The organism is Janthinobacterium silvisoli (assembly GCF_014200725.1).
Taxonomy (GTDB): Bacteria; Pseudomonadota; Gammaproteobacteria; order Burkholderiales; family Burkholderiaceae_D; genus Janthinobacterium.
Genome location: NZ_JACHCL010000007.1, coordinates 54812 through 75587 on the forward strand (window position 1 = coordinate 54812; position 20776 = coordinate 75587).

A 20776-nucleotide genomic window follows, 5' to 3' on the forward strand; every position below is an offset into this window, starting at 1 on the left:
ACGGGGGCGGGTGCGTCGGCGCATCGAAAAATCACGGAGACACGGTAATGAAAACGAGTGAACACAGCTTGCACCGCGGCCTGGGCGAGCGGCAGATACGCTTGATGGCGCTGGGCGCCGCGATCGGCGTGGGCCTGTTCCTGGGCTCGGGCAATGCGATCAAGATGGCCGGTCCCGGCATCATGCTGTCCTATATTATTGGTGGCGCGGTGATCTTCATGATCATGCGGGCCCTGGGTGAAATGGCCGTGCACAATCCCGTCGCTGGCTCCTTCAGCCGCTATGCGCAGGATTACCTGGGCCCTTTGCAAGGTTATCTGACGGGCTGGAACTACTGGTTCCTGTGGCTGGTCACTTGCATCGCGGAAATTACCGCAGTCGCCATTTACATGAGCATCTGGTTCCCCGGCGTGCCGCACTGGATCTGGGCCCTGGCCGCCCTGGCTTCCATGGGCGCCATCAACCTGCTGGCCGTGAAAGCCTATGGTGAATTCGAATTCTGGTTTGCCCTGATCAAGGTCGTCACCATCGTGCTGATGATCATTGGCGGCGCCGGCATGATCATCTTTGGTTTCGGCAACGGCGGCGTGGCGATCGGTATTTCCAACCTGTGGACGCACGGCGGCTTCTTCCCGAATGGCGCGCAAGGCGTGCTGATGTCCTTGCAGATGGTGATGTTTGCCTATCTGGGCGTGGAAATGATCGGCTTGACGGCTGGCGAAGCGGCCAATCCGAAAAAATCGATTCCTGACGCCATCAATTCCGTGTTCTGGCGCATCCTGATTTTTTATGTCGGCGCCTTGTTCGTGATCCTGTCCATTTACCCATGGAATGAAATCGGCACCACCGGCAGTCCTTTCGTGATGACGTTTGAACGCCTGGGTATCAAGACGGCGGCCGGTATCATCAACTTCGTCGTGCTGACGGCAGCCTTGTCGTCGTGCAATGGCGGCATCTTCAGCACGGGCCGCATGCTGTACAACCTGGCGCTGCAAGGCCAGGCGCCGAAGGCGTTTGCCGAAACCACCAGCAGCGGCGTGCCGCGCCGGGCCATCATGGTGTCCGTGCTGGCGCTGCTGGTTGGCGTGTTGCTGAACTACCTGGTGCCGGAAAAAGTGTTTGTCTGGGTCACCTCGATTTCCACCTTCGGCGCCGTCTGGACCTGGGGCGTGATCCTGGTAACGCAGATGCAGTTCCGCAAAACCTTGAGCCCGCTGGAAATCAAGAACCTGGCCTTCCGCATGCCGTTCGCGCCGTATGGTTCCTGGATTTCGCTGGCTTTCCTGGCCCTGGTGATTGGCTTGATGGCGTATTTCCCCGATACCCGCGTGGCCCTCATCATCGGCCCAGCCTGGCTGATCCTCTTGACCGTGCTGTACTACGCTCTGGGCTTGAAGCCGAAAGACTTGCGCGATGAAGTACGCGATGAGGTGCCACAAGGTTACGAGGCAGGCTGGCCGCCCGCTGATGCACCGCAGCACAAAAAATAAGCATATCTGAATAGTCATGTCCGGGCGCGCCCCTGCTTTTGCAGCGGCGCGCTTTTTCATTTCTACTCAGCAATATTGTCATCCTTTTGTTGCGCCGGCCCCGTTTGTCGTGGGCAGCCAGCGTTGTATCCATACATCAAAGTTCTGTTTGGCTGGATCGGCGAAAGCCCTATAATCGCTTAGTTTTGAAAATGGACACGATGTTTCCAGCTTTTTGGCAGACAGGGCCGGAATGCCAAATCGTGCGTTTTCAGTGGTCATGCCGATGAGCATGTCTGATGTTGTAAGTCCCATAAGAAGAAGGATGTCTAGTGAGCCAAACCCTGGTCCAGAAACTCTGCCGCACCAAGCCGATCGATACCACGGTCGACCATGGTGAAGGCCTCAGCAGCAGCGGCCTGAGCCGCTCCATCGGCCTGTTTTCCCTGACCATGATCGGCGTGGGCGCCACCATCGGCACGGGTATTTTCTTTACCATGGTGGAAGCCGTGCCCAAGGCGGGGCCATCGGTCATCCTGTCTTTCCTGATCGCCGCCGTCACGGCTGGCCTGACAGCCTTGTGCTATGCGGAACTGTCGTTTCGCATCCCGGCATCCGGTTCTTCCTACTCGTTTGCCTACGCCACCGTCGGCGAATTCCTGGCTTTCATCATGGCCGCCTGTCTGTTGCTGGAATATGGCTTGGCGGGCAGTGCGGTGGCCATCGGCTGGTCGTCCTACCTGAATAATTTCCTGCAAAACGCCTTCGGCTGGCATATTCCGGAAATGCTGCGTTCGCCGATGATCATATCCGGCCCGCATGGCGTGGAATTTAATTTCGGCCATATCAACCTGCCGCCCATCTTCCTGATCGCCATGTGTGGTTTCCTGCTGTTGCGCGGCGCCAAGGAATCGGCCCTGATGAATGCCATCATGGTTTTGATCAAACTGGCCATCCTGATCTTTTTTATTGTCATCGCGTTTTCCGGTTTCAACGCCGATAACTTCTTCCCATTTTTCAATGCCGACAATAGCAAGGGCTTTGCCGGCATGACGGGCGTGACCGCGGCGGCCGGCACCGTGTTTTTCTCGTTTATCGGCCTCGATACGGTGGCCACGGCCGGTGATGAAGTGAAAAATCCCCGGCGTAATGTGCCGCGCGGCATCCTTGGCGCTCTGCTGATCGTCACCGTGTTTTATCTGCTGGTTGCCGTAGCGGCGCTGGGCGCGCAACAGGCCAAACTGTTTGACGGCCAGGAAGCGGGCCTGGCGGTGATCTTGCAAAACGTGACCGGCCAGGCCTGGCCTGCGCTGGTCTTGTCGGCTGGCGCCGTGATTTCCGTCTTTAGCGTGACCCTGGTGACGATTTACGGCCAGACGCGCATCCTGTTCGCCATCAGCCGCGACGGCCTGATTCCGAAATCGTTCCAGAAAATTCATCCGCGCACCCTGGTGCCGGTCAGCAATACCATCATGGTGTGTCTGGTGGTGGCCGTGGTGGCCGGCACGGTCGACGCTACTTATCTGTGGGATATGGTCAGTATCGGCACCCTGACCGCCTTCATGGTGGTGTCGATTGCCGTACCCGTGCTGCGCCACAAGCAGGGCAGCAACCGCATCGAGGGCTTCAGCGTGCCGTTCGGCCCGTATGTAATCCCTGGCCTCAGCGTGCTCGCTTGCCTGTATATCATGCGCGATTTGCCGCACACCACGTTTGTGGTCTTCAGTGTGTGGATGGCCGTCACGGTCGCCATCTACTTCCTGTACAGCATACGGCACTCGCATCTGGGCAAAAAATAAATATGCTGTGTAGTTCCGAAACCGCCGCGCCTGCCGGCGGTTTTTTATTGATGACTGGAGTGATAGGATGAAAATAAGAACTTTGGCTGTATTGGGCAGTGTGTTGCTGGGCGCTACCGTACAGGCTGCGCCTGCGCAAACGCCTGTCTTGCGCGACTACCGCGCCGTGGCCTTGTCCGGCAATGGCCAGCGCATCGCCGCCATCGAAGCCAACAATGAAGTCAGCCAGCCCGGCGGCCAGCTGCAGCGCCCGCATGGCGCCATCATCGTGCGCGACGCAGCCAATGGCGCCATCGTGCAGCAATTCGACCCCTGCGCCGTTTGCTCCTACGATAAACCGAGCTGGTCGCCAGATGGCAAGCGGCTGGCCTTTATCGGCTACGATGGCAAGGTCGGCAAGGCGAGCGTGTACCTGGCCAGCCTGGAGCAGGGCCAGTCGAAAGAATTGCTGAGTGTAAAAGGCGTGGCCAGCACGGCCCGCTGGTCTCCCGATGGCAAACAGCTGGCCTTGCTGGCTACCGTGGGGGCGCGCAAGCTGGCCGGCGCGGTGGAAGCGGGCGCGCGCCAGGTGGGGGAAGTCGGTAGCGAAGATGACGCCCAGCGCATCGGCGTGGTGCCGGCTGCTGGCGGCGAGTTGCGTTTACTGTCGCCGGCCGACACCTATGTCTATGAATACAACTGGACGCCCGATGGCCGCGGTTTTGTCGCCACGAGTGCGCAAGGCAATGGCGACAGCAACTGGTGGGTTGCCAAGCTCAGCCATATCGACGCCACCACGGGCGCCTTGCGCGTGATCGCCGCGCCCGCCATGCAAATGAATGCGCCCTCGGTGTCGCAGGACGGCAAGACGGTGGCCTTCATCGGCGGCCTGATGAGCGACTTTGGTTCGGTTGGCGGCGATATCTACACAGTACCGCTGGCGGGCGGCACGCCGCGCAACCTGACGCCCGGCTATCGCGGCACCTTCAATGGTGTCGTGTGGCGCAGCAATGGTTTGCTGGCCACCGCCCTGATCGACTCACAATTGGCCGTGGTGCCGCTTGATGCACAAAGCGGCCCGGCGCAGCCAGTCTTGCTGGGCGCCATCAGCAGCGGTGCTCTTGACGGCCGCTTGTCGTTCAGCGCCGATGGCAAGCAAGCCGCCGCGGCACAGGAAGATTTTATCCATGCCTCGTATCTGGTGGCTGGTCCCTGGCAGCAACTGAAAAAAATCACCCACGATAACGAGCAGTTTGCGCCACAGGTAAGCGTACAGAATGTGGGCTGGAACAATGAAGGTTACAAAGTGCAGGGCTGGCTGCTGGGTCCGGTGAAGGTAGAGGCCGGCAAGCAATATCCGATGATCGTCAATGTGCATGGTGGCCCGGGTGCTGCAGCTTCGCCACGTTATGTGGACGCCAGTTCGCAAATCCGCGAGTTCGCGGAGAAGGGTTATTTTGTCTTCCTGCCCAATCCACGCGGCAGCTTTGGCCAGGGCCAGGCATTTACGCGCGCCAACATGGCGGACTTTGGCGGTGGCGACTGGCGCGACATCCTGACCGGTATCGATGCGGCGCAAAAAGTGGCGCCCATCGATGGCCAGCGCCTGGGGCTGATAGGCCACTCCTATGGCGGCTTCATGACCATGTGGGGCGTCACGCATAGCGAGCGCTTCAAGGCGGCCGTGGCCGGTGCCGGCGTGGCCAACTGGATCAGCTATTACGGCCAGAACGGCATCAACCAGTGGATGATTCCCTTCTTTGGCGCTTCCGCCTATGACAATCCGGAAGTCTACCGCCGCGCTTCGCCGATCGAATCGATCAAGGCAGCCAAGACACCGACCCTGATCTATGTGGGCGAGCGCGACGTGGAAACCCCGGCTGCCCAGTCGCTGGAATTCTGGCATGGCTTGCGCGCCATGGGCGTACCATCGTCGCTGTTCATCTACGACGGCGAAGGCCACGCCTTCCGCAAACCCGAGCACCAGCGCGACTTGCGCCAGCGCACTCTCGCCTGGTTTGAACGCTATTTGAAATAAATGTGTGGTTTAGCGCGACGATGTAATATGCACGATCGCAGCGCTATGGATCACGATCTTGTCCGCATCTGCCTGCAACAAGCGGATGCGGCGCTGTACCAAAGGCCAGCCCGACCATGTGCCGTCAGCACTGACCGGCGCCGGCTGGCTGGCCAGCGGTGTGCTGATACTGGCCTGCTGGTCCAGCTGTTCCAGCGCGCGCGACAGGGTAGCGCACACTTGCGTATGGCTGTGCGTCAACAAGGCATTCACCTGTGTTCCGGGCAATTCGTGCGCGTGGCGTCCCAGGATGGAGCGCAGCGCCGCTACATGGGCCACCAGCAAATAGTTTTGCACGATGAACAGGTTGATGTCTTCCACGGCCCGCTGCTTGCTGGCCGGTTCATCGAGCATGCGCACCAGCGCCGAGCTGAGCGCTGCCAGGCTATCCATCAGGCGCTTGCGCTCGATGCGGTAGGCAATATCATCGAATGTTTTTCCCTGCAATAACTCGAAACTGGCTTGCATATAGGCCAGGTTGACGTTGAGCACCTGGCGCACCAGTCTTGGCAGGCTTTGATACTCCCAGCTGGCCAGCACGAAGCTGAAGATAGTGGCCACCACCGCGCCGATGAAGGTGTCGATCAGGCGTTCCGTCACCAGGTGCGGATTGCTGGGCGCTACCAGGTGCAGCTGCAATAAAATCATCAAACTGACGGCAATCGCCGTATAGCGGTAGCGCAGATAAATGAAGGTGGGCATGGCGATGACGGCGAGGAACAGTATCGCCATCAGCACAATGTCGCTGTGGACAAAACGGATCACCAGGGCTGTCAGCACGCAGCCGATAAGGGTGCCGATGATGCGGTCGGCCCGGCGCTGGCGCGTCATGCTGAAGGTAGGCCGCAAGATGATGACGATGGTCAACACGATCCAGTAGCTGTGGGCCGCGTAGGGCAGCCAGTGGGCAATCGCCAGGCCCGCGCAGATGGCCATCGAGACGCGCAGCGCAAAGCGGAACACGGGCGATTCCATGCGCATGCTGGCAAACAGCGTAGTCAGTTCGTATTTCGGTTGCGACAGGAAGGGCGCCATGTCGGCACCGCGCCAGAAGGGCACGTGTTCGGAGACTTTCTGGCTGGCGACATGCAGTTCAGCAATCATTTTCAAGAGTGCGCGTATCTTGTTGCGCTGGGCGCGCAAGGTCGCCAGCGCTTCCTGCGCACTCTCGCCCCTGGCTTGCAGGCGGGCGATTTCCGCTTCGATCTCGGCCCATTCCTGTTCATACTGAATTTGCGCATACGAAGCGCGCTTGCGCGTGACGGCGTAAGCCACCGATTCGATATCGCGCGCGGCCTTGTAGGCCAGGTCGTGCAGCGACTTCAAGACGTCGGAGTCGGCCAGGTGCTGGCGCAGCAGCGCGTAATCGGTGTGGGTGGACAAGATCAATTCATACAGGTCCAGCATGCACACATGCACTTGCACGACGATGGCATCCTTGCTGTTCTTGTGGCTGCGCAAGATCAAGTCGCGCGACGCTTGCTGGCGGTCCGCCAATATGCTTTGGTGGCGCACCAGCTTGTTGAACTGTTCCGTCAGATTGAAGCGCGTGTCGTAGAAATCAGCCTTGATGTCGATATAGGCGGCCAGTTCAAACAGGGCTTCGGCCAGTACTTGCTGCTTGATGCGGTGGCGCAAGAACCAGGCCACGCCCATGGCGTAAGCCAGGTAAGCGAGGCCACCGAGCATGAACAGGCCCGCATGGTGCAAGGCTTGCTGCCACGTCATATGATGCTCCATCGACATGGTCATGATGAACAGGGCTGCCAGTTGCAAGGGCATCGATTTCTTGCCATATACCACCATCATGCTGGCAAAAAAGCTGACGATCACCAGCACGGCCATCAGCAGCCACGGCACTTGCGCGCATAGGCTGATCAAGAGGGTGACAGCGCTGCACAGCAATACCGAGGACAGCATTTCATTGAACTTGTGGCGCAATGGACTGGGCATGTCCATCAGGGTGGTGCACAGGGCGCCGATGCAGACCGTCATGGCGGTATCGCTGTCGCTGATGGCCAGGGTCAGCAAGGTCAGGCCGACCAGGCCGAAGGCCACCCGCAAGCCCAGGTAAAAATAGTGGCTGTAAATAAAGGTGCGTAGATTGAGTGCGTAGTGCATGGTTGACCTTGTGGGCAGGCACAAAAAGAAGCGCCGCACCGGGATCTCCGATGCAGCGCCGTGTTACCGCAAATCTGGCCCTGGTTTTACACTAGGGCAATGACTGGATAACGCCGCCATTCAGGCTCGGCGAAGCGCTGGCAATGTTCAAAGATGAAATCGAGCACGGCTTCCTGATTGCTCAGCAAGGCCGGATTAGCGGCTTTCCACTCGGCGAATTTGGCTGCCAGCGCTGGTTCGTCGCGCAGCAGTTCGGACGCCATGTCTTCGAACACATAATCGGAAAACGCTTCTTTTTTCTCCAGCACGCTATTGAAGAAGCCCCAGCGGAAGAAGCTGTCGTGCGCTTGCGGTTCCAGCGTTTCCACCGCGTAGCGGGCATTGTCCTGGTCCAGCGAAATGACGTAATCGCCAGCCTGCAAGGTGAATTGCCCTGTGCGCGCCTCGACTTCTACCTTGTCGTGGAACATATGGCCTTCATAGGCGGTGGCTCGCGTACCGACGGAAGCGATATGGTAGTAGCGCGCCGTTACCGTCTGTTCTTCGGTGATGCGGTGCATTTCAACGCCATTCCAGCGCAGGCGTTCGATCACTTCGCGCCAGGCTTGCGGCACCACATACGATTTCGGTGCTGGCACGACCACATCGGCATCGAAGCGGTTGTAATAGGCAATATCGCATTCCCACGGCTGCGAGCGGTCGTACGAGAGGCGCTGGTAGTCGCCCAGTACGCTAGGCGTGTATTTGGCGGCATAACCCTTGAAGCGGAAAGTCGACGGCTGCGCTTGATTCATTTTCCAGCTGACGGGCCAGGCTGCTTGCGTGCGGCCGGCGGCCTTGGCTTGCGCGCGCAATTGCTTGATCTGTTCGCCGTGCTGCACGGTAAACGCCATGGTGATGTCGAGCAGAGCGCGCATCGAGGCATAGCGGTCGGCAAATGGTTTGAGCATATGTGTTTCGGGCATGAAACCGATCACGTTGTGCAGGGCGGCAAAACCGGTCGAGAAGCGCGGCACTTCGAGGAATTCGGCGATGCCGTGGTCCGGGCTATCCTTGACGGGATTGACGTATGGGCAAGTCGGCCAGCCAGCTTGTTGCATCTGCGCAAAGATATGCGGCAGCATGGTGTCTTGCAGGAAGGGACCCAGGCCATTACCGAGTTTATCGGTCTGAGTGTGGATCAGGGTCATGGTGTACGGGTAGTCGGCGCCGTTCGACGTATGCGTATCGACCATCACATCAGGGTCCCAGCTGCTCAGCAGGCGGTTGAATACTTGCGCATTCAGGCTGTCGCACTTGATGAAGTCGCGGTTCAAGTCCAGGTGGCGGCTATTGCCACGGAAACCGAATTGCTCCGGCCCATCCTGGTTCACGCGCGAGGTATTGGCGCGGTTCAGGCTGCCATCGACGTTGTAGATGGGCACGAACAGCAAGACTGTCTTGCCCAGCGCCGCCAGGCGCGCCGGTTCGACGCACAGGTCGCGTACGATGGCCATGCAGGCATCGATGCCTTCCGGTTCGCCCGGATGGATGCCGTTATTGTTGAAAAAGACGGTGCGGCCTTCTCGCTTGATTTGCTCGCGGTCAAAGACGCCGTCCGCGCTGACGACGCCAGCGTGGATTGGCACGCCCGAGTCGGACAGGCCGATCTGTTCGAAATGCAGCACTTGCGGGTAGCGTGCGGCGAGTTCTTTATAGAAAGTAATGCATTCCAGCCAGGTCGTGGTCTGGTTGTGGTTACCGAGTTCGTAAGTTGTACGCAAATCTGATGGCATGGCGGTGTGATTCCGGAAGGCGTGAAAAGCGCGCTGGGTCAGCACGCCGGTAAGATGGTAATTGTAGCACCGGCCCCCGGCCTTGATGTGTGCTGGCGCTCTCTGCTGTTACTTGTGCTATGTATAGGGAATATTGACTCTGGGGGACGCCATGTGGAGCAAAGCGGTAATGGTCATGTGTTGCAGCATGCTGGCAGTGGCCGCCAGCGCCGCACCGCCAACTGGGGCCGATGGCGGCAGCGTCGTGGCGGTAGCGGACGGGGCATTGATACGCTATCGGGGCTGGCTGCTGGCGCTCGATGGCGCGCAAGCCGGTACGGCTGCCGATGTGCGCTTGCTGTCGGCCGATGGTGTGCAAGCAGCGAAGGTGGTGACGGGCAAGCTGAAGCGCGACTTGCCCGTGTGGGCGGCGGTTGAATTGGCGAAGGATGGCACACGGCTGCGTATCACCTCGTTACCCGGCTTGGGAGCCAGTCGACCTGCAGCCTTGCTGCTCGATTTTGGCGCTGGTGATTACCGCATCGTGATACCGGCCAGCAGCCTGGCGCGTCATGAACACAGTTTGCTGGCGCAACATTATCCCGGCGCCGACCTGGCCTTGCTGTTGCAAGACAGTAAGCGCGTGATGCTGCCGCTGGGCACTTCCACGCCGCAGGTGTTTGGCCAGGAGCAGGCGGCGCCCTATTTATTTTCCAAGATGAAACGTTAGGCAAAAAAAAAGCCACTCCCGCAGGAGTGGCTCAGCTTACAACCGCCCGTTGCCGGGCTTGTTGTTATTGTTGTCAGGCAATTACTCGACGCCCATTTCTTTCAGCAGATTGTCTGCGTGATCGACGTGTTTCATGTTCCACAAGATGTAGCGTAGGTCGACCTGGATCGAACGCGTGTTGGCCTTGTTGTAATCCCAGTCGGAAATGATCGAGTCCAGGGTGCCGTCGAATGCCAGGCCGATGAATTCGCCTTTCGAGTTCAGCGCTGCCGAACCGGAATTGCCGCCAGTGATGTCCAAGGTTGCCAGGTAGTCGACTGGTACGGTTTTCAGCTTGGGATCGACGTATTTACCGAAGTCCTTGGCCTTGATCGCTGCCAGTTGTTTCGCTGGTGCATTGAACTCGCCTTCGCCGGTAGCTTTTGCCACGACGCCATTGACGGTGGTAAAGGCGGTCCAGGTGGTGCCATCGGCGCCATGGTCGCGGCCGGCGACGCGGCCGAAGGTCACGCGCAAGGTGCTGTTGGCATCAGGGTAGACCGCCTGGCCCTTGCTCTTCATGTAGGCGATTTTCGCTTTCATGTAGTTGGCATAGGTTTGCTGGATCTTGCCGGCCAGTTCTTCATCTTCTGCTTCGTTTTTCAGCGAATCAGGGTACAGGGCAACAGCAGCCTGGATGAAGGTGTCGTGGCTGGCCTGGAATTCGGCTGGCGTGCGTTTCAGCCACGCTGCGCGCTCTTCCTTGTCCGCCAGTTTGCTGCCGGCATACAGTTTGTCCAGGGCAGCGGCCAGGTCGGCTTGCGACATGCCGTCCTTGATGCCGATGGCGGCGTCGAAGCTGGCGCGGCGTTGTGCTGCTGGCTCGGCGGCGTACTTGGTCAGGCTGTTCAGTACCAGCGCCTTGTCGACTTTTTCATCGTAGGTGCGCTCAACCGAAGTGATGCTCGACGTCAGGCGTGGCAGGTCGCGCGTCTGGTAGCCGGACTTGCGCTCGGTATCAGGCTTGGTGCTTTCATTGGCCAGGCGGTACAGGCTGCGCGCCGTGTTCAGCAGGCGTGGTTGCGAGTAGCCAAGGAAGAAATCGCGCTTGGTTTCAGCATCGCGCTCGGCGATCAGCTTTTCCACTTGCTCGATATCGTTCGCGTATTCAGCCTTGCGGGCCGGATTGGCATTGACCCAGGCTTTCAGCTCTTCATGTTCCTTGGTCTTGCGTGCCAGGAAGTCGCTGCCCGCGTAGGAATCGATCATGCCCTGGCGGTTTTTGTAGTAATTGTTCACGCCAGCCACTTGACCCGCGTATTTCAGGGCAACATCCTTGTTGTCCTTGGTTTCGCGCGCGATGATGGCCAGGGTTTCGCCCGATGCTTTCACGAATGCCGGGTAGTTCCAGTCAAAGGTGTAAGCCACTTCCGATGGCAGGCGGTGACGGTTGGTGCGGCCTGGGTAGCCCAGCGCCATCACGAAATCGCCTTCTTTCAAGCCGTCCTTGGCCAGTTTCAGCACGTGTTTCGGGTGGTAAGGAACGTTGTCCTTGCTGTAGTCGGCCGCTTTGCCGTCTTTGCTGACATAGGCGCGGTAGAAACCGTAGTCGCCCGTGTGGCGTGGCCACATCCAGTTATCGGTGTCGCCGCCGAATTTACCGACGCCCGCTGGTGGCGCGTGTACCAGGCGCACGTCGCGGATTTCCAGTTGCTTGATCAGGTAGAACTCCAGGCCGCCGTAGTAGGCCGATACGGTGCAGCGGAAACCGGCATCTTTTTCGCATTCTGCAACCAGGGACTTCTGGTTTTTCTCGATCGCGTCGATGCGTTCCTTGCCTTGCAGCTTGGCGACGTCGGCAGTGATGATCTTGTCGCTGACATTGGTCACGGCGGTGGTCACGAAGATGCGGCTGCCTGGGGCGGCTGGCAATTCATCAGCGTAAGTTTTTGCCAGGAAACCATTGGCCAGGTAATCGTGTTCCTTGGTCGAATTGACGGCCACGCTGTTGTAGACGCAATGGTGGTTGGTGGCAACCAGGCCTTCCGGCGAGACGAACGATGCCGAGCAGCCGCCCAGGCTGACGATCGCGCCCATCGGGAATTCGGTCAGCTTGGTCAGGGTAGCCGGGTCCAGTTTCAGGCCGGCCGCTTTCAATTCCTTGGCTACTTGTGGCAGCTGTTGTGGCATCCACATACCTTCATCGGCGTGTGCGAAGTTGCTCAGGATAGCGAGCGCAATCAGAGATTTTTTCATTCGAGTTCTGTTCTTTTACGTGTAGGGAAGTCGGAATCAGCGTGTTGCCCGCTGATAAAGACAGCGGGCGATATAGAGTATCCCCACCGAATCGTGACTAGTCAATCACATTTTCCGTATAGCATGGGAAATATTGGTATCAAATACACAATAACCATGCCTTTTTCCTGTGCAATATCACCGTGTAAAGCCGCATTTTTCCTTGCGATGGCTGTGGTATTGTCCAGACAACTTTCTTGAGCGCAATAAAAAAGCCGGGACTGAGGAAGACCCGGCCTGGTCCAGGGACATGGACTCTTAGCGAAGTTTGCCGCGGCGTAAAAGATTCACGATACCGAGCAGGATGACGGCGCCCAGGAAGGAGACCAGCAGTGAAGACAGGCTGAAATTGTCGCTATTGATGGTGCCGGTGCCAAACAATGGCGCCAATAGCCAGCCGCCCAAAAAGGCGCCCACGATGCCGACCACGATGTTCAGGAAGATGCCTTGCTGCGCATCGGTTTTCATGACCATGCTGGCCAGCCAGCCGATCACGCCGCCGATAACAATCCAGATAATGAAGTTCATATACTCCTCCGTGCAATGGTGAAGATGATGACGATGGTGAAAACGCTGATACCGGTGCTAGTCTGGTAGTGATTTGATATTGATGCCGCACGATAGGAAAATTGGGCGAAAAAAAGCCCGCCTGGCTGCGGACAGCGAAGCGGGCCTGGCGGATTTTTCTATACGCAGGAGGGTAAAACTTAGTCTGCCTTGATGGCTTCCACCTGGATCGCCAGTTTGACTTCCGGCGAGAACGCCGGCATGCCGTAGTTCAGGCCAAAGTCGCTGCGCTTGAATTGGGCCGTTGCATTGGCGCCGCATACTTCGCGCTTGAAGCGTGGGTTGACCGCGCATTTAAAACGGTCCAGCGTCAACGTCACAGGCTTGGTGACGCCCAGCAAAGTCAGTTCGCCATCAACTTCAGTCAATTGATCGCCGTTGAATTTGAACGATTTGCTCTTGTAAGTGATTTCAGGGAATTTTTCGACGTTGAACATTTCCGCTTTTTTCGCGTGCGCGTTCATCGCTTCGAGACCGAAATCGATCGAGCTGGCATCGATCACGATGTCCAGGCTACCCGTCTTGGCAGCGCGGTCCAGGGTGACGGTGCCCTTGGTCTTGTCGAACTTGCCGCGCCAGAAAGACATGCCGCCGTGGTCCGCTTCGAAGCTGGGATAGGTGTGGGTCGGGTCGATGTTATACGTATCGGCGGCCATGGCCGAACCCGCGCTGGCGGCTGCCAGCATGGCGATCATCAAGTGCTTGAATTTCATGGATATCCTAGGATTGAACAGTTTTTGGGTTGTTTTGAATCAAGTCTTACTGTGTTACCACATGGAACTTAATTGTGACCTCGTCGGCGACCATGCTGGTGTCTTTCCACTCGCCTTCGCCGATGTTGTAGGTCAGGCGCTTGATTGGCAGTACGCCGTCAAACGTGTACTTGCCGCCATCGGCTTTCACGCTCAATGGGAAGGTCACGTCGGTGGCTTTGCCCTTGATATTGAGCTTGCCCGTCACCGTCAGCTTGCCGGCGCCGGCAGCCTTGATGCTGCTCGATACAAAGGTGGCTTTCGGGAACTGCGCCGCGTTGAACCATTCCTTCTTCGCTACTTCCTTGTTGTATTCCGGATCGCCGATATCGATGCTGGCCGTTTCGATTTCTACCGTGGCCTTCGAGGCGTCTGGCGTGGCGGGGTTGTAATCGATGGCGGCAGTGAATTTCTTGAACTTCGCTTCCACCGGGACATTCATTTGCTTGAAGGTGGCCGACACGCTGCTCTTTGCAGTGTCGGCTTTCAGCAGGGTGGCGGCCGTGGCGGCGACGGACAGGCCCATCAGGGAGGCCAGTGCTACTTTATGGGTAAGTTTCATCGTGAGTTTCCTGGGTAGTCAGTAAGCAAGGTAGGGGCTGGAAATACTAAGGGTTACGGCAGCATGCGCTTGAGCACGCCGTCGCGGTCGATGAACTGGTGCTTGAGCGCTGCCAGTACGTGAGCGGCCACGGCGGCAGCCATCGTCATGTTAAGAACATAATGAATTTCTTTTAAAAGTGGCTTAAGTTCCGGGTTCGGTCCCATGAAGACGGGCAGTTGGAACAAACCCAGGTACACCACGGGCACGCCGGCGGCCAGGGTGTACACATAACCAGAAACAGGCACGGCGAAGATCAGGATATATAGCAGGATATGCATGCCATCGGCAGCTTTCTTTTGCCAGGCAACCATGCTGGCCGGATGCGGTGGCGGCACGTTGGCTTTGCGCCACAGCAAGCGGATGGCGGCAATCGCCAGCACCGTCACGCCTAGCCATTTATGCCAGGAAAAGTATTTCAGTTTCGCGGGCGTCAAGCCCGGAATGTCGGTCATGACCAGGCCCAGGGTGAACGCGCTGATGATGAGCAGGGCGGTCAGCCAGTGCAGGATGATGGCGGTGGTGGTGTAGCGTTGCATCGGTGGCTCTCTTGAAATAGTACGTGTTAGGACTAATTCGGCCTAATATACCAAAGAAAAGCAAATTGCGCTGCGTGCTGGAGATTCTACAAGAAAGATTAAAAATAAACCGCCTGGCAACAATTTATGTTGTCAGGCGGTTTGATATGACGGGGAATCAGCTAGAAATTCCCGTGAAAAGAGACTGTGTTTTAAATAGCCTTGGCCAGCTGTGCAGCTATGCCAATATAGTTCGCTGGCGTCATCGTCAGCAACACGTCTTTGGCGTCTTGCGGAATGGCCAGGCCGTTGACGAATTCCTGCAGCGCTTCCTTCGAAATGCCCTTGCCGCGGGTCAGCTCTTTAAGCTGTTCGTAAGGATTTTCGATGCCGTAGCGGCGCATTACCGTCTGTACCGGCTCGGCCAACACTTCCCAGGTGGCATCCAGATCTTGTGCCAGACGCGCATGGTTCACTTCCAGCTTGTTCAGGCCGCGCAGGCAGCTGTCATAGGCCAGCAGGGTGTAGCCGAGGCCCACGCCGATATTGCGCAGCACGGTCGAATCGGTCAGGTCGCGCTGCAAACGCGATACCGGCAGTTTTTCCGACAGGTGTTTCAGCACGGCGTTGGCCAGGCCCAGGTTGCCTTCCGAGTTTTCAAAGTCGATCGGGTTGACCTTATGCGGCATGGTCGAGGAACCGATTTCGCCTGCCTTCAGTTTTTGCTTGAAGTAGCCCAGCGAGACATAGGTCCAGATATCGCGGTTCAAGTCCAGCAAGATGGTGTTGACGCGGGCAAAGGCGTCGAACAGCTCGGCCATGTAGTCGTGCGGTTCAATCTGGATCGTGTACGGATTGAACACCAGTCCCAGGCGCTGTTCGATGACGGCTTGCGAAAACGCTGGCCAGTCAAAGTGCGGGTAGGCGGACAGATGCGCGTTGTAGTTACCCACTGCGCCATTCATCTTGCCCAGGATTTCCACTTGGGCGATGCGTTTCACGGCGCGCTGCAAGCGGGCCACCACGTTGGCAAATTCCTTGCCCAGGGTGGTCGGGCTGGCCGTCTGGCCATGGGTGCGCGACAGCATCGGCACGTCTGCATTGTCATGCGCGATTTGCGTCAGCTTGGCGATCACGCCTTGCAGCGCTGGCAGCATCACGCCATCGCGCGCCGCTTTGAGCATCATGCCGTGCGAGGTGTTGTTGATGTCTTCCGAGGTGCAGGCGAAATGGATGAATTCCGAGGCGGCTACCAGTTCCGGCACGTCCGCCACTTGTTCCTTGAGCCAGTACTCGACCGCCTTGACGTCATGGTTGGTGACCGCTTCGATAGCCTTGATGCGGGCCGCGTCGGCTTCCGAGAACTCGGCTGCCATCTTGTCGAGCAGGGCGTTCGCTTTTGCCGAGAAAGGCTGGATTTCAGCGAAACCGGCTTGCGACAGCGCTTGCAGCCAGGAGATTTCCACTTTCACGCGGTGGTGCATGAAACCGGCTTCGGACAGGATCGGGCGCAGCAAATCGGTCTTGCTGGCGTAGCGGCCGTCGAGCGGAGACAGGGCCGACAGCGTGGAGTACGGAGTAGTAGAAGTCATGAGAGCGGACGCAAGTTAAAGAAACGGTTGGTCTGTGGTGCGCAGGGGAACGGATACAGCGATGCTGCGATCGGCACCACGATAAAGCGAGATTTTACCACTGCTGGCAGCGCGTCAGCCTGCCGCCTGCGGCTTTTAGGCCCATCATGGGGCGCCCCTCGCCAAAATGCCGGCTCCCCCGATGCTATACTGATAGTTGTTCCTTCATCATAAAGTGTCCATGAAACTGATCGGTTCCCTCGCCAGCCCCTATGTCCGCAAAGTCCGCATCGTGCTGGCAGAGAAAAAGCTCGACTATGTATTCGAGCTGGAAAACGTCTGGGTGCCCGAAACGCGCATCGCCCTGGCCAATCCGCTGGGCAAAGTGCCCTGCCTGGTGATGGAAGATGGCAGCGCGCTTATCGATTCGCGCGTCATCGTCGAATATCTCGACACGCTCACGCCCGTATGCAAGCTGCTGCCGGCTGGCGGTAATGGCCGTGAACGGGCCGAAATCAAGTCTTGGGAAGCGCTGGCCGACGGCATCATGGACGCCGGCGTGCTGGTGCGCCTGGAGCGCACTTTGCGCCCACCCGAACAGCAGAGTGCAGACTGGATAACACGTCAGCTGAGCAAGGTCACCCTGGGCCTGGCGGCCATGGAGCAGCGCCTGGGCGAACACGCTTATTGCGCGGGCAAGAACTACACCCTGGGCGACGTGGCCGTGGGCTGCGCGCTGGGCTGGATCAGCTTCCGTTTTCCCGAGATCGACTGGCGCGGTGAACATCCTGGCCTGGCGCTCCTGTTCGATAAATTGTCCGAGCGCCCGTCGTTCAAGGACACGCTGCCGCAGTAAGCGGCTGCGCACCAGCACCCTCTCCATGCAAAAAAGCACCGATACCAAGGCGCAGCAGCGCTTGCAAATGGCCGACATTGCGCGCCTGGCTGGCGTGTCGACGTCGACAGTCTCGCGCGCCCTTAGCGGCAGTCCGCTGGTCAATCAAGAGACCCGCACGCGGGTGATGGAGCTGGCGCGCTCGCTCAATTACTCGATCAATATCGGTGCGCAAAACCTGCGCCTCAAGCAAAACCGCACGGTGGGCGTGGTGGTGCCGTATGACGCGGCCACGCGCCAGCATCTGTCCGACCCGTTTTTCCTTGGCATGCTGGGCAGCCTTGCTGACGCGCTGACCGAGCAGGGTTTCGACATGCTGGTGTCGCGCGTGGATGCGGAAACGCTGGACGCGGCGGCCCTGTCGTTCGACAGCGGCCGCGTGATCGGCATTATCCTGATCGGCCAGTGGCGCCACCACGACCAGTTGAACCAGCTGGCGGCGCGCCAGGTACCGATTGTTGTGTGGGGCGCGCAGCTGCCGCAACAGCTGTATTGCACGGTAGGCGGCGACAACGTGGCCGGCGGCCGCCTGGCTACTGAACATTTGCTGACGCAAGGCCGGCGCCGCATCGCTTTTTTTGGCGACATCAACCTGCCCGAAGTGGCGCAGCGCCACCAGGGGTATCTGGACGCGCTGGCCGCGCACGGTGTCGCGCGCGATGAAGACTTGTATGTGGCCGGTTCCTTTTTGCCGCAGGGCGGCACGCTGGCAGTGCAGCAATTGCTGGAGCGCGGCCTGGCCTTTGACGCCATCTTTGCCTGCAGCGATTTGCTGGCCATGAGCGCCATCAGCGCCTTGCGCCAGCACGGCTTGCCGGTACCGGAACAGGTGGCCGTGGTCGGCTACGACGATATCGAACTGGCCGCCTATTTTCACCCACCGTTAAGCACCGTGCGCCAGCCGATGCGCGCGGCCGGACGGGCACTGGTGTCATCCTTGCTGGCGCTGGTCGATGGTGCTCCGCTGGCATCGCAGCAATTGCCGACTGAACTCGTGGTGCGTGCGTCGAGCACAAGTTAGTCGTTGCAACCGATTGCAATAAATCTCAAATTTCTCCGATATTTTCATGCTGCATCGCAGCATGAAAACCTTGCCATTTCCCGCAAGCGATCATATTTTCCCTAGGTAAATTGCCGAAGTTTTGCGTAAAAACAACGCAAATCACATGTTGCGGCGCTTATATGCAATCGATTGCAATAAATTTCCATTCGTTGAATAATGGCATACCTGTTCAGCGTGTGCGCCCGGTGCGTAACGGACTGGACTGATAACAGAGGCCGCCATGATGCGGCCGCGCACAACAACGGAGACAAAGATGGACACACGTATTGCCAAACTTGGCTGCATGGCCGCGGCCGTCGCAGTCGCGATGCTGCAAATGGGCGCCGCACAGGCGCAGCAAACTACCGACACCTCTTCAGCCGCCACGCCAGCCGCCCCGGCTGCACCCGCCGATGGCCTGAACCTGGAAAGAGTCGTTGTCACCGGCACGGCCGTGGGCGCATCGAAAATGAAGTCCAGTAATTCGGTCAGCACCATGGAACTCGACACCATCCTCAACAACGCCCCCACCAGTGCAGCGGAAGTCTTGCGGGCCGTGCCAGGCTTGCGTGCCGAGTCGTCGGGCGGCGAGGGCAATGCGAATATCACGGTGCGCGGCTTGCCGATTTCAGCGGGCGGTTCGCGCTACGTGCAAATGCAGGAAGACGGCTTGCCAGTGCTGCAGTTTGGCGACTTCAATTTCGCCACGCCCGACAGCTTCGTCAAGATCGATGGCACGCTTGATCACCTGGAAGTGGTGCGCGGCGGCGCCGCCTCGACCCTGGCGACCAACTCGCCGGGCGGCATCATCAACTTCATCAGCAAGAATGGCCAGGACAAGGGCGGCAGCATCGGCATCAGCCGTGGCGTCGGCTACGATGAAACACGCGTCGACTTCGATTACGGTGGCCAGATTTTCGACCGCACCCGCTACTTTATCGGCGGCTCCTATCGTACCGGCGAAGGCATCCGCCATACGGGCGTGAACAGCGAAGATGGCGGCCAGGTGCGCGGCAATATCACGCATGAATTCGACAACGGTTTTGTGCGTGTCTCGTTCAAGCACCTGGATGACAAATCGCCGACTGCACTGCCCGTGCCGGTGCAGGTGACGAATGGCCAGATTTCCACCATCCCCGGCATCGATCCGCGCACGGCCAGCTTTTATTCGCCGTACTGGGTACCGGACGTGGTGCTGAACAAGGACAACAGCCATAGCGCCACCAATGTCAACGATGGACTGCGAGTGCGCAGTGATTCGATCGGCCTGGAATCGTCATTCAATCTGGGCAATGGCTGGAAGCTCAGCGAAAACTTCCGCACCTCGCAAAACTCGGGCCGCTTCACGGGCATCTTCGCCGGCGATAACGGCCAGGTCGGAAACTACGTTTTTGCCAGCGGACCGAACACAGGCCAGGCCTACAATGGCCGTGCGTTTTCTGCCGTGGTGTTCAACACCTCGATCGACAAGGCGGGCAATACCCTGAGCGACACCAAGCTGGCCAAGACATTCGAGGTCAGCGGCGGCAAGCTGACCACCACCGCCGGCCTGTATCTGTCGGACCAGAAGCTGGGACTGACCTGGAACTTCAACCAGTATTTAATGCAGGCGACGGGCGACAAACCTGCGCTGCTGCAAACGGCCAGCGCCACGCCAGGCCTGGAAGGCCCGGCGTTTGGCGCCTGCTGCTCGCGCGCCATCGATGTCGATTACAAGACCACTTCGCCGTATTTGAACCTGGGGTGGGAAAGCGGCCCGCTGAACTTTGACGCCAGCGTGCGCCAGGACCGCCAGCGCGCCAGCGGCACGGCCAATATGGCCACTGCCAATGCCAGCGGCGCTTTGCAGTATCAGCCTGGCACGGTGGAACGCGTCGATTATTCGCTCAACCACACTTCGTATTCGGTGGGCGGCAATTACCAGTTGCAGAAAAACCTGGCTGTATTTGCCCGCGTCAGCGAAGGCGTGGCCTTCAATGCCGACCGCATCCTGTTCGGCACGCCGCTCGACGGCACCGCGCCCGTCAACATCAACACCGTCAAGCAAATCGAAGGTGGCGTGAAATGGCGCCAGGGTCCGCTCAGCGCTTTCGTGACCGTGTTCCAGGCGAAGACCAAGGAAAGCAATTACGAAGCGACCACCCAGATCACCACTGCCAACGATTACGACGCCAAGGGCGTGGAACTGGAAACGGCGTATAGCGCCGGCGCCTTCCACATCACGGGTGGCCTGACCTACACCCATGCGCGCATCACGGGCACTGCCCCTGGCGATGAGTCGGTGATCGGCAATAGCCCACGGCGCCAGGCGCCTGTGGTGTATCAGCTGGCGCCGACCTATGAAATGGGCAACGCTACCTTCGGCGCCACCTATATCGGCACGGGCAAATCGTGGGGCGACGATGCGCATACCATCATCCTGCCCGCCTACCAGGTGCTGAACGCCTTCATCAATTACCAGATCACGCCGCAAACCCAGGTCTCGCTGAGCGCCAATAACCTGCTCGACAAGATCGGCTACACGGAAGTGGAAAGCGATGGCCATGCGGCGCGTTCGATCACGGGCCGTTCCGCCAAGATCAGCCTCAAATACACGTTTTAACCGCTGTTTTAAACCCTGTTTTACA

The 20776-nt window shown here is 58.7% G+C and carries 15 protein-coding genes; 7 read left to right on the plus strand and 8 right to left on the minus strand.

From position 1 onward, the window contains the following. Positions 1-47 precede the first annotated feature (47 nt). The 3 genes from HDE75_RS23145 to HDE75_RS23155 all read left to right on the plus strand — a co-directional run bounded on the left by HDE75_RS23145 (position 48) and on the right by HDE75_RS23155 (position 5285). Positions 48-1490, plus strand: a complete 1443-nt coding sequence (locus HDE75_RS23145) for an amino acid permease (RefSeq protein ID WP_183681497.1) — start codon at positions 48-50, stop codon at positions 1488-1490. Positions 1491-1801: 311 nt separating this feature from the next. After that, entirely contained in the window at positions 1802-3268 is a 1467-nt protein-coding gene (locus tag HDE75_RS23150) for an amino acid permease (protein ID WP_183681494.1), read from the plus strand. A 67-nt stretch (positions 3269-3335) separates the two neighbouring features. Further along, positions 3336-5285 (plus strand): alpha/beta hydrolase family protein, encoded by a 1950-nt coding sequence (locus HDE75_RS23155; RefSeq protein WP_183681491.1) that lies wholly within the window; start codon positions 3336-3338, stop codon positions 5283-5285. 9 nt (positions 5286-5294) lie between these two features. On the opposite strand, the gene HDE75_RS23160 is transcribed toward HDE75_RS23155, so the two are convergent. Further along, a complete protein-coding gene (locus HDE75_RS23160) occupies positions 5295-7445 on the minus strand; it encodes an FUSC family protein (protein ID WP_183681488.1) in 2151 nt (716 codons plus the stop codon). An 86-nt stretch (positions 7446-7531) separates the two neighbouring features. Further along, the gene (locus HDE75_RS23165; protein ID WP_183681485.1) at positions 7532-9220 is read right to left on the minus strand and encodes a M14 family zinc carboxypeptidase; all 1689 of its coding nucleotides are present in this window, start codon (positions 9218-9220) and stop codon (positions 7532-7534) included. A 151-nt stretch (positions 9221-9371) separates the two neighbouring features. Between HDE75_RS23165 and HDE75_RS23170 the strand changes: the two genes are divergently transcribed. Then, positions 9372-9929 (plus strand): hypothetical protein, encoded by a 558-nt coding sequence (locus HDE75_RS23170; RefSeq protein ID WP_183681482.1) that lies wholly within the window; start codon positions 9372-9374, stop codon positions 9927-9929. An 81-nt stretch (positions 9930-10010) separates the two neighbouring features. On the opposite strand, the gene HDE75_RS23175 is transcribed toward HDE75_RS23170, so the two are convergent. From HDE75_RS23175 to purB, 6 genes are all read right to left on the minus strand, one after another. Beyond that, positions 10011-12164 (minus strand): S46 family peptidase, encoded by a 2154-nt coding sequence (locus HDE75_RS23175; RefSeq protein ID WP_183681479.1) that lies wholly within the window; start codon positions 12162-12164, stop codon positions 10011-10013. Positions 12165-12461: 297 nt separating this feature from the next. Further along, a complete protein-coding gene (locus HDE75_RS23180; RefSeq protein WP_183681476.1) occupies positions 12462-12731 on the minus strand; it encodes a GlsB/YeaQ/YmgE family stress response membrane protein in 270 nt (89 codons plus the stop codon). Between the two features lie 179 nt (positions 12732-12910). Then, positions 12911-13483 (minus strand): YceI family protein, encoded by a 573-nt coding sequence (locus tag HDE75_RS23185; RefSeq protein ID WP_183681473.1) that lies wholly within the window; start codon positions 13481-13483, stop codon positions 12911-12913. A gap of 46 nt (positions 13484-13529) precedes the next feature. Beyond that, complete coding sequence (locus HDE75_RS23190; protein ID WP_183681472.1) at positions 13530-14084, minus strand: YceI family protein; 555 nt, start codon at positions 14082-14084, stop codon at positions 13530-13532. A gap of 53 nt (positions 14085-14137) precedes the next feature. Continuing rightward, positions 14138-14662: a cytochrome b gene (locus HDE75_RS23195; protein ID WP_183681470.1), complete on the minus strand. Its 525-nt coding sequence runs from the start codon at positions 14660-14662 to the stop codon at positions 14138-14140. A gap of 191 nt (positions 14663-14853) precedes the next feature. Further along, positions 14854-16233: an adenylosuccinate lyase gene (gene purB / locus HDE75_RS23200; protein WP_183681467.1), complete on the minus strand. Its 1380-nt coding sequence runs from the start codon at positions 16231-16233 to the stop codon at positions 14854-14856. 220 nt (positions 16234-16453) lie between these two features. On the opposite strand from purB, the gene HDE75_RS23205 reads away from it, so the two are divergent. From HDE75_RS23205 to HDE75_RS23215, 3 genes are all read left to right on the plus strand, one after another. Continuing rightward, the gene (locus tag HDE75_RS23205; RefSeq protein WP_183681464.1) at positions 16454-17068 is read left to right on the plus strand and encodes a glutathione S-transferase N-terminal domain-containing protein; all 615 of its coding nucleotides are present in this window, start codon (positions 16454-16456) and stop codon (positions 17066-17068) included. A 25-nt stretch (positions 17069-17093) separates the two neighbouring features. Continuing rightward, complete coding sequence (locus HDE75_RS23210; RefSeq protein WP_183681461.1) at positions 17094-18128, plus strand: LacI family DNA-binding transcriptional regulator; 1035 nt, start codon at positions 17094-17096, stop codon at positions 18126-18128. Between the two features lie 295 nt (positions 18129-18423). Next, a complete protein-coding gene (locus tag HDE75_RS23215) occupies positions 18424-20751 on the plus strand; it encodes a TonB-dependent receptor (RefSeq protein WP_183681458.1) in 2328 nt (775 codons plus the stop codon). Positions 20752-20776 lie beyond the last annotated feature (25 nt).